The organism is Streptomyces sp. NPDC050508 (assembly GCF_040655155.1).
Taxonomy (GTDB): Bacteria; Actinomycetota; Actinomycetes; order Streptomycetales; family Streptomycetaceae; genus Streptomyces.
Map to the genome: position 1 here is coordinate 294,113 of NZ_JBFAJJ010000010.1, position 14,299 is coordinate 308,411.

At 68.2% G+C, this 14,299-nt stretch carries 14 protein-coding genes; 6 read left to right on the forward strand and 8 right to left on the reverse strand.

Translation table 11 applies throughout. The features are described 5' to 3' along the window. Positions 1–46: 46 nt before the first annotated feature. Positions 47–631: a TerD family protein gene (locus AB0I69_RS28500; RefSeq protein ID WP_363098556.1), complete on the forward strand. Its 585-nt coding sequence runs from the start codon at positions 47–49 to the stop codon at positions 629–631. Between the two features lie 87 nt (positions 632–718). Here the strand turns inward: AB0I69_RS28500 and AB0I69_RS28505 are convergent, their stop codons facing one another. Next, on the reverse strand, positions 719–1,954 hold the full coding sequence (locus tag AB0I69_RS28505; RefSeq protein ID WP_363098557.1) for a cytochrome P450: 1,236 nt from the start codon (positions 1,952–1,954) through the stop codon (positions 719–721). 232 nt (positions 1,955–2,186) lie between these two features. On the opposite strand from AB0I69_RS28505, the gene AB0I69_RS28510 reads away from it, so the two are divergent. Further along, positions 2,187–3,356 carry a steroid 3-ketoacyl-CoA thiolase gene (locus AB0I69_RS28510; RefSeq protein ID WP_363098558.1) on the forward strand — a complete coding sequence of 390 codons (1,170 nt, stop codon included), beginning with the start codon at positions 2,187–2,189 and terminating at the stop codon, positions 3,354–3,356. Here AB0I69_RS28510 and AB0I69_RS28515 read toward each other — a convergent pair. Then, complete coding sequence (locus AB0I69_RS28515) at positions 3,340–4,239, reverse strand: LysR family transcriptional regulator (protein ID WP_363098559.1); 900 nt, start codon at positions 4,237–4,239, stop codon at positions 3,340–3,342. The genes AB0I69_RS28510 and AB0I69_RS28515 overlap by 17 nt on opposite strands. Positions 4,240–4,386: 147 nt before the next feature. Between AB0I69_RS28515 and AB0I69_RS28520 the strand changes: the two genes are divergently transcribed. Beyond that, positions 4,387–5,274: an SDR family oxidoreductase gene (locus AB0I69_RS28520; RefSeq protein WP_363098560.1), complete on the forward strand. Its 888-nt coding sequence runs from the start codon at positions 4,387–4,389 to the stop codon at positions 5,272–5,274. Here AB0I69_RS28520 and AB0I69_RS28525 read toward each other — a convergent pair. Together AB0I69_RS28525 and AB0I69_RS28530 are read right to left on the reverse strand one after the other, a co-directional pair. Beyond that, positions 5,258–5,527: a DUF397 domain-containing protein gene (locus AB0I69_RS28525; RefSeq protein WP_363098561.1), complete on the reverse strand. Its 270-nt coding sequence runs from the start codon at positions 5,525–5,527 to the stop codon at positions 5,258–5,260. The genes AB0I69_RS28520 and AB0I69_RS28525 overlap by 17 nt on opposite strands. Further along, the gene (locus tag AB0I69_RS28530; protein WP_363098562.1) at positions 5,484–6,347 is read right to left on the reverse strand and encodes a helix-turn-helix transcriptional regulator; all 864 of its coding nucleotides are present in this window, start codon (positions 6,345–6,347) and stop codon (positions 5,484–5,486) included. The genes AB0I69_RS28525 and AB0I69_RS28530 overlap by 44 nt, the downstream gene beginning before the upstream one ends. A 105-nt stretch (positions 6,348–6,452) precedes the next feature. Between AB0I69_RS28530 and AB0I69_RS28535 the strand changes: the two genes are divergently transcribed. After that, the gene (locus AB0I69_RS28535) at positions 6,453–6,902 is read left to right on the forward strand and encodes an ATP-binding protein (RefSeq protein ID WP_363098631.1); all 450 of its coding nucleotides are present in this window, start codon (positions 6,453–6,455) and stop codon (positions 6,900–6,902) included. Positions 6,903–7,002: 100 nt separating this feature from the next. Beyond that, a complete protein-coding gene (locus tag AB0I69_RS28540; protein WP_363098563.1) occupies positions 7,003–8,562 on the forward strand; it encodes a hypothetical protein in 1,560 nt (519 codons plus the stop codon). Positions 8,563–8,596: 34 nt separating this feature from the next. On the opposite strand, the gene AB0I69_RS28545 is transcribed toward AB0I69_RS28540, so the two are convergent. The 4 genes from AB0I69_RS28545 to AB0I69_RS28560 form a co-directional block, all read right to left on the reverse strand. Next, positions 8,597–9,352 carry a helix-turn-helix domain-containing protein gene (locus AB0I69_RS28545; RefSeq protein ID WP_363098564.1) on the reverse strand — a complete coding sequence of 252 codons (756 nt, stop codon included), beginning with the start codon at positions 9,350–9,352 and terminating at the stop codon, positions 8,597–8,599. A 486-nt stretch (positions 9,353–9,838) separates the two neighbouring features. Next, on the reverse strand, positions 9,839–10,690 hold the full coding sequence (locus AB0I69_RS28550) for a hypothetical protein (protein WP_363098565.1): 852 nt from the start codon (positions 10,688–10,690) through the stop codon (positions 9,839–9,841). 80 nt (positions 10,691–10,770) lie between these two features. Beyond that, positions 10,771–11,148: a peptidase inhibitor family I36 protein gene (locus tag AB0I69_RS28555; RefSeq protein ID WP_363098566.1), complete on the reverse strand. Its 378-nt coding sequence runs from the start codon at positions 11,146–11,148 to the stop codon at positions 10,771–10,773. A 133-nt stretch (positions 11,149–11,281) separates the two neighbouring features. Further along, on the reverse strand, positions 11,282–13,333 hold the full coding sequence (locus tag AB0I69_RS28560) for a bifunctional glycosyltransferase 87/phosphatase PAP2 family protein (protein ID WP_363098567.1): 2,052 nt from the start codon (positions 13,331–13,333) through the stop codon (positions 11,282–11,284). 264 nt (positions 13,334–13,597) lie between these two features. Here AB0I69_RS28560 and AB0I69_RS28565 point away from each other — a divergent pair, with 264 nt between their 5' ends. Beyond that, on the forward strand, positions 13,598–14,269 hold the full coding sequence (locus tag AB0I69_RS28565) for an O-methyltransferase (RefSeq protein WP_363098568.1): 672 nt from the start codon (positions 13,598–13,600) through the stop codon (positions 14,267–14,269). The last annotated feature ends 30 nt before the right edge of the window (positions 14,270–14,299 follow it).

Sequence of the window (14,299 nt, forward strand, 5' to 3'; positions counted from 1 at the left end):
CAGAATTCGTGCGTCCAAGTCCCACGATCAAGAGGATCGATCACGCATGATCACGCTCACGAAGGAAGACGGTCCGGCGGATCTGGACGGAGTGACCCATCTGGAGATCGGGGCGTCCTGGGACCCGACCGTCGGCAGCAGCGGCGGCATCATCGGGAAGCTGCGCCAGAAGGCCGGTACGGACCTCGATCTCATCGCCATCGCGATGCAGGGCCAGGACCCGGTACGGCTCGCGGGGCTCGACTCCGTGGACCCGCTGGGCAACGGCTCGCTGGTGCACAGCGGGGACAACCAGACCGGCAAGGGCGAGGGCGACGACGAGACGGTGACCGTCGACCTCGCGCGGATACCCGGCAACATCACGTCGATCGTCTTCGTCGCCGCCGCCTACAAGAAGGGCAGTTCCTTCCAGAAGGCACGGAACATTGCCTTCAAGGTGTACGACGCGACGGGCGGCAGCACCCAGCAGGTCGCCGAGATCTGGCCCAACCTGCTCAGCTCCGACAACGGCTGCGCGGTCGCCAAGGCGGTCCGGGACGGTGGGAGTTGGAAGCTCCAGGTCATCAACGAGACCGGGAAGATCAAGCAGGGGGACGAGAAGGAGCTCATGAAGTTCGCCGTACGGAAGTAGGCCGCAGCCTCGCGGACATGAGCAGGCGAGACGGGCCGGCGGCGCCGGGATGCCGCCGGCCCGAGCTGTGCGTTCAACCGGGGTACCTCAACCGGCGGTCACCTGAAGCTCTTTGACGCCGTTGATCCATGCGGAGCGCAGGCGGCGCGGGTCGCCCGTCAGGGTCAGGTTGGGCATCGCGTCCGCGATCGCGTTGAAGATCAGGTCGATTTCGAGGACCGCGAGGGACTTGCCGAGGCAGTAGTGCGGGCCTCCGCCGCCGAAGCCCAGATGGGGGTTCGGGTCGCGCATGACGTCGAACTGGTCCGGGTTCTCGAAGACTTCGGGGTCGTGGTTGGCGGAGGCGTAGAAGATGCCGACGCGGTCGCCCTTCTTGATCTGCTTGCCGCCGAGTTCGGTGTCCTGGGTCGCCGTACGCTGGAAGGCGTTGACCGGGGTGGCCCAGCGGACTATCTCCTCGGCGGCGGTCGACGGGCGCTCCCGCTTGTACAGCTCCCACTGGTCGGGGTGGGTGAGGAACGCGTGCATGCCGTGGGTGATGGCGTTGCGGGTCGTCTCGTTGCCGGCCACCGACAGCATGAGCACGAAGAAGCCGAACTCGTCGGAGTTCAGGTTGCCTTCGTCCTCGGCGGCGACCAGCGTGCTGACGATGTCGTGGGCCGGGCACTGCTTGCGCTCGGCGGCCATGTTCATGGCGTAGGAGATGAGTTCGGCGGCGGACTCGGCGCCGACCTCCTCCGTGATGGCGTACTCGGGATCGTCGTACGCGATCATCTTGTTGGACCACTCGAAGATCTTGACGCGGTCGTCCTGCGGGACGCCGATCAGCTCGGCGATGGCCTGGAGGGGCAGTTCGCAGGCGACCTCGGTGACGAAGTCGAAGGGGCCGGAGCGGGCGCGGGCGGTCTCGACGATCCCGTGGGCGCGGTTGCGCAGCCGCTCCTCCAGAGCGCGGATCGCCCGGGGGGTGAAGCCCCGCTGCACGATCTGGCGGACGCGGGTGTGCTCGGGCGGGTCCATGTTCAGCAGGATCAGCCGCTGAACGTCGATCGACTCGCGCGTCATGTGCTCGCCGAAGCGGATGATCGCCGTGTTGAGGGTCGAGGAGAAGATCTCCGGATGCGTGGAGACGTACCGGACGTCGGCGTGCCGGGTCACGGCCCAGTAGCCCTCGTCCTGGAACCCCGCGATGTTGAGGGGCTGCGGTATCCAGCGCACCGGCTCGGCCGCGCGCAGTTCGGCGAACTCCGGTAGCGGGACGCGGTGGTGGAGCAGGTCCGGGTCGGTGAAGTCGAACCCGTCGGGGAGAGCTGGACAGGGCATGGGCACTCCAGCCGTTTTCTGACGGTTCATCAGGAACAAGGGAATGCCCGTGAAGGTAATAACGGGTTCTACAAGTCGCAAGAGGCACGGCGACCCGAATTCCCTGCACGACCCTTGCGGTTGTGGACGGACTGTCAGCAGACTGCACACAGAACTAGAACGCGTACTAGTTCTGCGCGGCAGGTGGCCGGGACGCCCGCGCCGCGCGGTGTACGAGGAGAGGACGTGTCCCATGGTCGCGGAACCCGTCATCGTGGAAGCCGTACGCACCCCCATCGGCAAGCGCGGCGGAGCGCTCGCCAACCTCCATCCCGCCTATCTCCTGGGCGAGACCTACCGTGAACTCCTCGGCCGCACCGGCATTCACGCCGACTGTGTCGAGCAGGTCGTCGGCGGCACGGTGACGCACGCCGGCGAACAGTCGATGAACCCCGCGCGCAACGCCTGGCTGGCCATGGGCCTGCCCTACGAGACGGCGGCGACGACCGTCGACTGTCAGTGCGGCTCCTCGCAGCAGGCCTCGCACATGACCGCCAACATGATCGCGGCGGGTGTCATCGACGTCGGGATCAGCTGTGGCGTCGAGGCGATGTCACGGGTGCCGCTCGGGTCGGGGTCGAAGCACGGACCGGGGAAACCGTTCCCGGACGAGTGGAACGTGGACCTGCCCAACCAGTTTGAGGCCGCCGAACGCATCGCCCGCAACCGGCGGTTGACCCGCGAGAACGTCGACTCGCTCGGCCTCATCTCGCAGGAGCGGGCGGCCATCGCCTGGTCCGAGGAACGCTTCAAGAAGGAGACGTTCGCCGTCCAGGTGCCGACGACTGAGGACGAGCAGCGCGCGGGCCTCGGCATGTGGCGGCTCGTCGACCGGGACGAGGGCCTGCGCGACACGACGATGGAGGCGCTGGCACGGCTGAAGCCGGTCATGCCGACAGCCGTTCATACGGCGGGCAACTCCTCCCAGATCAGCGACGGCGCCTCGGCGATCATGTGGGCGTCGAAGCGGATGGCGCGGGCGCTGAAGCTGCGGCCCCGGGCGCGGATCGTAGCTCAGGCACTGGTCGGATCGGATCCCCACTTCCACCTCGACGGCCCGATCGACGCGACGCGAGCCGTGCTCGGCAAGGCGGGCATGACGCTCAAGGACATCGACATCGTCGAGATCAACGAGGCCTTCGCATCAGTGGTGTTGAGCTGGGCGCAGGTCTTCGGCCAGGACCTGGAGAAGGTCAACGTGAACGGCGGTGCGATCGCCCTCGGCCATCCGGTCGGGGCGACGGGCGCCCGCCTGATCACCACGGCTCTCCACGAACTGGAGCGCGCCGACAAGGAGTTCGCGCTGATCACTATGTGCGCGGGCGGGGCGCTGGCGACGGGGACGATCATTCAGCGGCTGTAGCCGACCAGTTGGCGGGGGTCAGATGCTCCTCGGCGCAGGCGCGGAAGGCCGCGAGCAGTCGGCGGTTCTCCTCGCCTGCGCGGACGGCCAGGACGACCGGGATGGGGGCCACACCCTCCAGCGGGACCGTGGTCAGATCGGGTCGCAGGCCCTTCCGGACGGCGCCCGCCGGAGCGAGCGCCACCGCCTCGCCCGCGGCGACGAATTCGAGCTTGTCCTCCAACTCCTGGACGAGTGGCCCGTCCGGCACCGGTCGGCCGTCCGGGCGGGGGTCGACGCGCCAGAACGCGTTGAACTCCGGGTCGGGGAAACGGGGTACGGGCTCGTCGGCGATGTCGTCGAGGGTGACGTACTCCTTGCCGGCCAGCCGGTGGCCGACCGGCATCAGCAGCACCCTGGACTCCTCGTAGAGGACCGTCACGCTCAATCCCTCGGTGGGGAACGGGAGTCGGCCCACCACCACGTCCACCCGGTGCTCCAGCAGGGCGGACGGCAGCTCGCCCCAACCGAGAAAACGGCTGTGCACGTCGGCGTCCGGGTAGCGCCCGCGCAGAGCACGTACCGCCGGGGTGACCATGAACCCGGTCATGTACCCGATGACGACACGGCTCGGCTGCCCGACCGCCCGTGCCACGGCCGCCGCCTCCGCCGCCGACCGCAGCAGCGCCTCGGCCCGGGGCAGGAACGCCGCACCCGCTTCGGTGAGTTGAGTGCCCTGCGTGGTCCGGTCGAAGAGCCGCACCCCCAACTCCCCCTCAAGCCGCCGGATATGACGGCTCAGCGACGGTTGTGCCAGATGGAGGGCGGCTGCCGCCCGCCCGAAGTGCAGTTCCTCGGCGACGACGGTGAAGCAGCGCACCAGGCGCAGGTCCAGGTCACTCATACCTCGACTGTACGACGGCACGAGCTGCACTGATACCGGAAGTGAATCACGCCTTCCGGAACCGGTCTTGGACGCGCCGGGTGCGGTGCGCGCAGGCTGGAAGCACACCGATTCTTCCGACCCGACCTTGATCTGGGTGATTTCGTCATGCGTGTTTTCGTCACCGGAGCGACCGGTTTCGTGGGCGGTGCCGTGGTCCGCGAACTGCTCGCCAACGGTCACCAAGTCCTGGGCCTGGCCCGCTCCGACGCGTCGGCGGACCGGCTCGCGGCGACCGGGGCGGAGGTGCATCGGGGTTCCCTGGAGGACCTCGACTCACTCCGCACTGGTGCGGCGGCCTCCGACGGAGTGATCCACACCGGTTTCATCCACGACTTCTCGAACTACGCCGCGTGCGTCGCGATCGACCTGAGCGCGGTCAGGGCCCTGACCGAGGCCCTCGCCGACTCGGACCGCCCGCTCGTCGTCAGCTCCGTGATGAGCCACGGCCGGACCGAGGACGACGTGCCCGACCCCGCCGCCCGCCCCGACCTGCCGCGCCTCCCGGCGGAGGTGACGGCCCTGGCGGCGGCAGCGCGAGGCGTCCGCGCGTCGGTCGTACGACTGCCGCAGGTGCACGGTGAGGGCGATCACGCCTTCGTCCCCGGTGTGATCGACATCGCCCGCACCAAGGGCGTCTCGGCCTACGCCGGGGACGGCACCACCCGTTGGGCCGCCGTCCACCGCGATGACGCGGCGCTGCTGTACCGGCTGGCCCTGGAGAACGCTCCGGCGGGCACGGTCCTGCACGCGGTCGCCGACGAGGGCGTACCCGGACGGGACATCGCCGAAGTCATCGGCAACCGGCTGGACCTACCGGTGACGAGCGTGCCGGTCGAGGACGCCGAGGCCCACTTCGGCTGGCTGGGCCACTTCGTCGCCACCAACCTGGTGGGCACGAGCACACTGACGAGGGAGCGGTTCGGCTGGACCCCGACCCGGATCGGCCTGCTCGCCGACCTCGACCACGACTACTACTTCAACCAGCCGTCGTAGCGGTCCAGTTGACGAAGGTGGTGAAGGCGGCGGGAGCGAGGGTGAGGATCGGCCCCGCCGGGGTCTTGGAGTCGCGGATGGCGAGGGTAGGGGTGGGGCAGGCGGTTTCGGCGATCTCTATGCAGTTGCCGCCCTGGTCGCTGCTGTACGAGGACTTGCGCCAGGCGAGCGGACCGAGCGGCGCGCACTCGATGCAATTGCCGCCCTGATCACCGCTGTAGCTGGACTTCCGCCACTGAGTCCCCGTCGGCATCGCGTTGTTCCCCATAACGTTCCTCCATCACGCGCCGGATCAGCTCCGCCGAGTCTCTGAGGGAAAGGGCGGCGGCCTGCAGATGATCGTAACGGAGCGAACAGTCCCTGACAGTGTCTGGGTTAGCCGTGGGATGCGCGCTTCCGTAGCCCTCGGTGTAGACGATGGGCGGATCGCTCGGGAAGCGGTAGAGGTCGTACGAGCCTGTCAGTCCCGCGTGCGCTCCGGTCGAGTGCGGCAGGATCTGGATGTTGATCCGAGGATCGTCCTCGTAGGTCAACAGGCGGGCCAGTTGGTTCCTCATGGTCTGCCGACCGCCGATCTCCAGATACAGCGCGGCCTCGCTCAGGATCGCCCAGAAGACCGGCGGCTCATTCTTCTCGAAGATGCGCTGACGAGCCATGCGTACGGCGGTCCGGTCGTCCAGGTTGCTCTTGTCCAGCGTGCCGAGCACGGCACGGGCGTACTCCTCGGTCTGGAGGAGACCGTGGATCATCTGAGCCTCGAAGGAGCAGATGTCGACGGCCCGCGCTTGCAGTTCAGCCACCTGCTGGAACCACGCGGGGAGTTGGCTGCGCAGCACGAGATCAAGCAACCGGGTCAGCAGCCCACCGGTGTTGAGAGCAGCGTCGACCGCCCTGCTGAACGCCAGCGTGGGGAGCTTCTTGGCCGTCTCGATCTGGCCGATCAGTGACCCGGTGTAGTTGATGATGACGCCGAGTTGGCGTTGGGTGAGGCCGGCCGCCTCTCGGTAGCGGCGGAGTTCATAGCCGTAGTAGTCCAGCGCCGAAGCCCCTGGATCAAGCGTGGCGATGTGCACGCGAAGCCCCCTGTGTCCACACGCGAACGGGTTGTATTCATGCCGTTGCCGAGGGTAGCGGCGGCACGTCAGTCTCGTAGCGTGAACGAACCAACTCCCCCCGCCATGCTGGCCTTTCCCCACCGCCAGCAGTACGTCATGCACCTCACCGTGGGTGAACACTCGGCCCGGCACATCCGCCGTATCGTCCGCTCGTTCCTGCTGGAGTGGGGCAGGTCGGAGCTGTCCGACGCCGTGGAACTCGCCGTGACGGAGCTGGTCGCCAACGTCGTGCGGCATGTTCCGGACCGGCGCTGCGGGCTGCGGTTGCTGCGGCAGGCGGTGGGAGTACGGGTGGAGGTGACCGACAGCTCCCCTCAACTCCCGGACCTGCACGCGGAGTTGGACACCGAGTCGGAGAACGGGCGTGGGCTCGTCATCCCGGACGCGGTGACCGACAAGTGGGGGGTGTCGCCGGCGCCGGGGGGTGGGAAGACGGTGTGGTTCGAGTGCGGGACGGGCCGCATTGCGAGCGGGAACGAAGAGCCAACCATTCTGTCGCGCAAGACGTCTTGAGTGTGGAAGTCTGTCCTTCGACGTCGAGCAGAAAGCGGTGGCTGTGGCTTCTGCGCAACTCTCCTCCGTACAATCCGGGGACAGGAACGAGAACCGGGAAATGCGTTTCCGGTCTCTGTACGAACGCGGTCGCGTTCCGATCCTGGCCACACTCCCCGTCATTCCGCTGTACGCGGTGTGGGGTGTATTTCTGGCCACCGGTGGCGGGGACCTTGCGGCGCAGTACGCCTGGGCGGGATTCGTCGCGCGCCACCCCGGTTCGGCGTACAACCTCTTCTGGTACGGCGGAATGCACACCGCGAATTACAGCCTGCTGTCACCTCATTTGATGGCGTGGCTCGGTGTGCGGACCGTCACGATCGTGTCCGGTGTCGCGGCGTCCTGGTTGGCGGCGCGGCTGCTGGAACGGACCGGAATCAAACGGCCTTTGTGGCCCGCCCTTCTCGTGTCCCTGGCGCTCTGGTGCAACGTGGCGTCGGGGCGCACCACATTCGCCCTCGGCGTGGCGATCGGTCTGGCCGGGTGTCTGGCACTCGTCGGTCCGAAGAGCCGACCGGTACTCGCCGCGACCGGCAGCGCCCTCGCCACCATGGCCAGCCCCGTGGCCGGACTTTTCGTGGCGGTCGCGGGCGCGGGCTACTTGTTCACCCGGCGATACCGGGAGGCCGCCGCACTGCTCGTGCCCCCGTTCCTGGTGGTCGCCCTGACCACCGCGCTGTTCCCGTTCCAGGGCGAGCAGCCCATGGCCGCCGGACGGATCTGGCAGCCCGCGCTGCTCTCCGCCGCGGTGCTGCTCGCTCCTCGCGAGTGGCGCGCGCTCCGGATCGGCGCCGCGGTCTACGCCGTCGGAGTCGTCCTCACCTACCTGATCGCGTCGCCGATCGGGACGAACGTCGAGCGGCTCGCGGAGCTGCTCGCGCCGGCGGCCCTCCTCACTGCGGCGATGGGCCCCCGGCTGCACCTGGTCCGCCGATTGGCCCTGGTGGTCGCACTCTGCCTGTCGGTCAACTGGGTGGCCCAGAAGACGATCGACGACCTGCGCGTGTCGACCACGGTGCCCGCCTGGGCGTCCGACACCAAAGCGGTCATCGCTGCCCTGGACCGCCTCGGCGCCGATCGAACCAGGGTCGAGGTGGTACCGGCCCGCAATCACCGCGAGGCCAGCGGCCTGGCCCCTTACGTCAACTCCGCGCGGGGCTGGAACCGGCAGCTGGACGTCGAACGAGGGCGGCTCTTCTACGACGGCTCGTTCACCCCCGGCGCCTACCGCGCATGGCTGAACGGCTCGGCGGTGGGATACATCGTCCTGCCCGACGGCAAGCCCGACGGGCCCGCGGAGCAGGAGGCGGCTCTCGTCCGCAGTGAGCCCGACTGGCTCGAACCGGTCTGGAGGGACACGCACTGGCGCGTCTACCGGGTGCGCGACGCCGTACCCCTGGTCTCGGCGCCGGCCACCGTGGTCCGTTCCGACAGTGCGGAGCTCGTCCTCCAGGTGGAGCGCCCCGGCTCCGTCACGGTCCGCATCGACTACTCGCCGTGGCTGTGGTCGGACCGGGGCTGCCTGGAACAAACAGGCCGGTGGACCAGGTTGACGGCACCTTCGGCAGGCGAGTACCGGCTGAGTTCGCGCTATCGGCCGCCCTGGAGCAGCCAGTGCTAGCGGGCGGGAAGCGGGCGGGCGGCTGCCGGACGGCTCAGGCGTGAGCCGCGGTATCGACGTCGGCGGCAGTCCCGGGTCGCTGCTGCCGCGACTTCCGCGCCCGGCGCGCGACGAAACGGTCGGCTTCCGGGGTGCGCTGGTAGTACACCTTGTTGCCCTCGCGCGTCCGGTTCAACAGGCCTACGCGGTGCAGCCGAAGCAGATGGTAGGAGACCGTCGACGCGCTCAGGTGGTGCCGTTCGGCGAGTTCCGTGGTGGTACGCGAGCTCCCCAGGTCCGACAGCAGAAGCAACCGAGCCTGCCCGATCACCTCGCCCCAGGGTTCCGGCACCGCCCGCGGTTCCCCCTCGGGCCACTTCGGGAGTCCTCGCGCGACCGGGTAGGAGAGCTGGATCTCGTCCTCGCCCCACGGGTCGACGCTCAGCCGCCAGGTCGGCGCCATCGGCGAGGGATGGAGCACGATTCCCCGGGATTCGCGTACGTCGAAGGTGTACTCGTCCTCGATGCGCAGCACACCGGACCGGTAGGTGATCGCCGGGTGCAGGGAGTTCAGCGTGGCACTCAGTCCGCGCTGAGCCATGGACGCGGCCCTGTGCCGGATGTCCTCCTCCACCAGAGTTCGGGCGGTGTCCCACCTGGCCGACATGTGTCCGGCCCAGAATTCCCCGAGTTCCCACGCGACCCGCTGCGCGAAGATTCGCTCCCCCGACTCCAGAACGGCCCGTATTCGTCGTAACTCGGCGGAGACCATCCGTCCGCCGGTGCGCGCCTGGTGCAGGAATCTGTTCATCTGCCGCGCTACGACTTCACTCGGGGCCGATGCCACCCGATACAGTTCCGCATCGAGGGTGCCTGGAAATTCCCCGTTGGCCAACAGGAATCCCGGTATATACGTTCGCGTTTCGCTGCGTATCGCCAGAAGCAGGCGCAGCTCACGACGTATGAGAGTGTTCTGGACCGCCGCCGCTTCCGGATGATATCCGCCGTCGGCCCCTCGCCCACGATTCAGCAGGAATCCCATCTGCGCCAATGGAGAAACCACGAATCTGGTGCCCGTCAGAGCATGCGCATCGAACTGAACCGAAATCACGCGTCCCCCTACCGTTCCCCTCGGAAGGATGCCGGCGTGGTCATGCGCCGACTCACCGACCCTCACACATCCCACCGGTCATCACCAGCCCATTACTTCCCCTTTCACATAACCAGGAGAAGGGAAAGCGTGATGAATAGGGCGACATCCGGACGAGTCGATTTACGCATCTCGGACATTTGATCACTATCGAAACAGGACCGCCCGAGCGGCGTCGAGATGACGGGCCTTGGCGGCTGCCAGCCGACCGAAGTACTCACTCCTGAGCCGGACAGCCTGTTCCTGACGCCCTTTCTCCTCGCGGTGCCACACGGCGACCAGGTCCGCCCGCCGCTTGCACCGGACGTCGGCCACAGCGGTGGCCAGCTCCTTCCGCGACGGGTTCTGCGACCTGTGCCAGGCGGGATCGCTTCCGGCACCGGCCGGGTCGCGGTAGGAAAACCCGTACCCGTGCATGCACCTGCCCCACGAAGCCAGGGCCCGGGACACGGGAAGGCTCTTGCGTGATTCGTTCAGGATGCGGTAACTGAGATCGCTCATCGGGCCTTCGTCCACCTGGGTCCCCTGCGCCAGCTGACGCCCCGCCCGTACATAACATCCGTTCTCGGGGTCGAACGCGTCCTTCTGCTCCGCCATGCTCAGGCGGCTTTCCCGCCGCTGTTTCCGCGCCGTCACCTCGGTCGAGCCCAGCAACTGCGGCGTGGTGTGATAACCCAGTTCCTCCGCCACCGGCATCTCGATGACGCCGTAGCGACGGCGGTTTCTCAGGTCGATGAACGTCGAATGATTGTTGACCAGTTCCCAGTCATGTCCCCGCCGCTTCATGCAGTCCCGGGTCAGGATGTCCTGGGCCCCTTCGATCAGATAGATGTCATTGACCGAGAGCCGGTAACGGTCGAACGGCAGGACAAGGCTCCGAACCTCGGAAGTGGGCGGTGGGGCCGTCGGTGGGGCCACCGTCCCGGAGCTCCCCGAATACGCTGTACAAGCGGTCAGGAAGAGCAGCAGGGTCACAGTGATCAGTCGCGCGCGCGGCATCGAAATCCTTCTCCTCCAGAAAGAATCTTCCAGAAAAAGAGGTGGTGCCGACGCGGAACGTCGGCACCACCTCAGGAGAACTACAGGAAGATCACACAGCTCGCGTTGTCGTTGAAGTCGCCGAGCTTGGAGTCCACGCTGTTCGGCTTCGCGGTGTAGTTCTCACCCGTGCAGTCGCCACCGATGGTCCACATACCCACGTAGGACGAGGTGTTGTTCCGCATGGAACTCGCCTTGTTGTTCATGATGGTGGTGGTGCCGGCCCAGTACTTGTTGTTGAGCTCGCGGTCGGTACCGGAGAAGCTCGCGTCGTGGCCGCCGTAGTTCTCGTTCTCGTAGAGGACGAAGTAGGAGGCCTGCACCCCGGATTCGTCGGCGGAGGCGGTGGACGCGACACCGATCGTGCTCGCGGTGCAGAGAGCCAGGAGTCCGAGCGACAGAGCAATCTTGCGCTTCACGTACGATCCCTCTCGTTTCAACGCCGGTGAGTTCGACGGACACCGTTTCCGGCCCCGTCAGGGATCCATCTAATGAGGCACGATCACACACGGACAGATCATTCGAGAATTATCGAACGTGAAGAAGAAACGCTCAGTTCCGCGCGCCCGCCGCCTGCCCCACGCTGTGGCTCGCCTCGTCCCTCTGCCACGCGTCGTCCCACGACCTGACGGCCCGAGGCCCGGACAGGACGTAGGTGAGGAGGAAACCGGCACCCACCACCACGGCACCACCCAGCGCGTCCAGCACCCAGTGGTTGGCCGTCGCGACGATCGCCGACACGGTGAACAGCGGATGCAGCAGGCCGAGCGCCTTCATCCACCACTTGGGGGCGAGGGCCACGATGACGATGCCGCACCACAGCGACCAGCCGAAGTGCAGGGAGGGCATCGCCGCGTACTGGTTGGTGACCGCGGTCATCGCGCCGTAGTCCGGCTTCGCGAGGTTCTGGGCGCCGTGCACCGTGTCGATGAAGCCGAGCCCGGGCATCAGCCGGGGCGGGGCCAGCGGGTACAGCCAGAAGCCGAGCAGGCCGAGCAGGGTGGCGATGCCGAGCGAGCTGCGGGCCCAGCGGTAGTCCACCGGCCGCCGGACGTAGAGCACACCGAGGATCGTCAGCGGTACGACGAAGTGGAACGACTCGTAGTAGAAGCCGAGGAAGTGCTCCAGCCACGGCAGTTTGACCACCGAGTGGTTGGCCCACTGCTCGATGTCGATATGGAGGGCCTTCTCGATCGAGTGGATCTGGTGCCCGTGCTCCTCCGCGACGCCACGGCCCCCGGTCGCGGCCGCCCGCACCGAGGAGTAGGCCGCGTAGAAGACCCGGATCAGCAGGAGCTCCAGCAGCAGGTTGGGGCGGGTGAGCACCCGGTGCCAGAACGGCAGCAGCGGCACCCGGGACCAGCGGGCCAGGACCGGCGCCGCGTAGTCGGTCGGGATCGGCCGACGGTAGTAGGGCGACGCGCAGGACAGGAACGGTACGAGGGTGGCCGCGGCGAGGGCCATGAACAGCGGCACATTGTCCCGCAGGAAGTACATGGCCGGCACGTTCGGCAGCAGCATCTTCGACGGCAGCGTGACCACCAGGACCACCACCACCGGCCACACGAACCGGTCCGAGGCGCGCTTGCCGACCCGGCCGACCACCGCGAGCAGCACCCACAGGAGCTGGTGCTGCCAGGTCGTCGGCGACACGGCGATGGCCGCGCAGCCCGTGATCGCGACCGCGAGGAGCAGCTGTCCGTCGCGCGCGTACCGCACGGCCCGGCGCAGGCCGAGGCAGGTGACGGCCGCGCCCAGCGTCAGGAAGACGCCGATCTCCAGCGGCCCGGTGAGACCGAGGCGCAGCAGCGCGCCGTGCAGGGACTGGTTGCCGAGCCCGTCCGCCGCGCCGCCGAGGCCCGCACCGGCCATGTGGTGCACCCAGTAGGTGTACGAGTCGTGCGGCATCGCCGCCCAGGCGATCACCACGCTCGCGGCGAACGTCAGCGCGGAGGTGACCGCGGCGCGGCGGCGGCCGGTGAACCACAGCAGCGGCGCGAACAGCAGCACGGTCGGCTGGAGCGCGGCGGCGAGGCCGATCAACACGCCACTGGCCCGCTCACCGCGCACCGTGAAGCAGCCGAGCAGCACGAGCAGGACCGGGATGATGCTGGTCTGTCCGAGCCAGAGCGTGTTGCGCACCGGCAGCGACAGCATCAGCAGGCTGATCGCGACGGGCGCGGCGAGCAGCGACGCACGGCGGGTGACGGGCTGCGGCAGGGCACGGGAGACGACCAGGCCGAGCGCGACGACGAGCAGCAGCGTGCCGAAGGTCCAGCCCCAGCCGAGGGCCTGTTCGGCCGCCCGGGTCAGCGGTTTGAGGACGAGCCCGCCGAAGGGTGTGCCGGTGAACTGCGTCGAGTCGTACAGCGAGCCCTTCACATGCAGCACGCCGTTCGGCCCGACCCAGGTCTCCAGGTCGGTCAGCCGCTCCCCCTGTGGGGTGCTGAGGACCACGGCCACCTGCCGTACGGCGAGAACCGCGGCGACCAGCCACAGGCCCAGGCGCGCCACGCGCAGACGTGCCCTGGCCGCGCCGGCGGCCGTGGCCCCGAATGCTCCTGCGGCTCCTGCCGGTCGCCCGCTGTGCTCCACGTTCGCCACGCCTCGTAGGCCTCCCGCCCCGCTCGTCCCACGCGTCACACGCGTGGCTGTTTCCTCTGCGAACCCTATGAGGTTCGCACCCCCTGCGGGAGGGACGCAGGCAACCCCCTCTTCACCTGACGTCCGCCCTGTCTTTTGTCCGGATGACGATAGTCGGCGCCCGGTTGCCCGGGCACGGCAAATATCCGCGTATCCGTACAGTGCGTGATTGCACACGAACGGGTTCGTAACAATTCTCACCGGATTCACGAAAGGCACCGGCACATGAGCGAGTCGCAGCTGTGGGACGACGTCGACGACTACTTCGTCAGCCACCTCGCCCCGGAGGACGAGGTGCTTGAGGCGGCCGTACGCGACAGCGAGGCCGCCGGGCTCCCGCAGGCCGCGGTGACCGCCAACCAGGGCAAGCTGCTCCATCTCCTCGCCCAGCTCCAGGGCGCCTCCCGCATCCTGGAGATCGGCACCCTCGGCGGCTACAGCACCATCTGGCTGGCCCGCGCCCTGCCCGCCGACGGCCGGCTGGTCTCCCTGGAGTACAGCCCCCGGCACGCCGAGGTCGCCACCCGCAACATCGCCCGCGCGGGCCTCGACAAGGTCGTCGAGGTTCGGGTGGGCGCGGCCCTGGAGTCGCTGGCCGAGCTGGCCGACGAGCACCCGGACCCCTTCGACCTGGTCTTCGTCGACGCCGACAAGGTCAACAACCCCCACTACGTCGAGTGGGCGCTCAAGCTCACCCGCCCCGGCAGCCTGATCATCATCGACAACGTGGTCCGCGGCGGCCGGGTCGCCGACCCGGCGAACACGGCCCCGGACGTCCGGGGCACGCGCGCCGCGATCGAACTGATCGGCTCGCACGCGCGCCTGTCGGGCACGGCGATCCAGACGGTGGGCGGAAAGGGCTACGACGGGTTCGCGCTGGCGCGAGTCCTCGACTGACTCGGCCCACTCGGCCCACTCGGCTGAGCC

Excerpts from the sequence above, each read along its gene's own strand:
- AB0I69_RS28500 (WP_363098556.1), top strand. The coding sequence starts at position 47 with ATGATCACGCTCACGAAGGAAGACGGTCCGGCGGATCTGGACGGAGTG.
- AB0I69_RS28505 (WP_363098557.1), bottom strand. The coding sequence starts at position 1,954 with ATGCCCTGTCCAGCTCTCCCCGACGGGTTCGACTTCACCGACCCGGAC.
- AB0I69_RS28510 (WP_363098558.1), top strand. The coding sequence starts at position 2,187 with ATGGTCGCGGAACCCGTCATCGTGGAAGCCGTACGCACCCCCATCGGC.
- AB0I69_RS28515 (WP_363098559.1), bottom strand. The coding sequence starts at position 4,239 with ATGAGTGACCTGGACCTGCGCCTGGTGCGCTGCTTCACCGTCGTCGCC.
- AB0I69_RS28520 (WP_363098560.1), top strand. The coding sequence starts at position 4,387 with ATGCGTGTTTTCGTCACCGGAGCGACCGGTTTCGTGGGCGGTGCCGTG.
- AB0I69_RS28525 (WP_363098561.1), bottom strand. The coding sequence starts at position 5,527 with ATGCCGACGGGGACTCAGTGGCGGAAGTCCAGCTACAGCGGTGATCAG.
- AB0I69_RS28535 (WP_363098631.1), top strand. The coding sequence starts at position 6,453 with ATGCTGGCCTTTCCCCACCGCCAGCAGTACGTCATGCACCTCACCGTG.
- AB0I69_RS28540 (WP_363098563.1), top strand. The coding sequence starts at position 7,003 with ATGCGTTTCCGGTCTCTGTACGAACGCGGTCGCGTTCCGATCCTGGCC.
- AB0I69_RS28545 (WP_363098564.1), bottom strand. The coding sequence starts at position 9,352 with ATGAACAGATTCCTGCACCAGGCGCGCACCGGCGGACGGATGGTCTCC.
- AB0I69_RS28550 (WP_363098565.1), bottom strand. The coding sequence starts at position 10,690 with ATGCCGCGCGCGCGACTGATCACTGTGACCCTGCTGCTCTTCCTGACC.
- AB0I69_RS28565 (WP_363098568.1), top strand. The coding sequence starts at position 13,598 with ATGAGCGAGTCGCAGCTGTGGGACGACGTCGACGACTACTTCGTCAGC.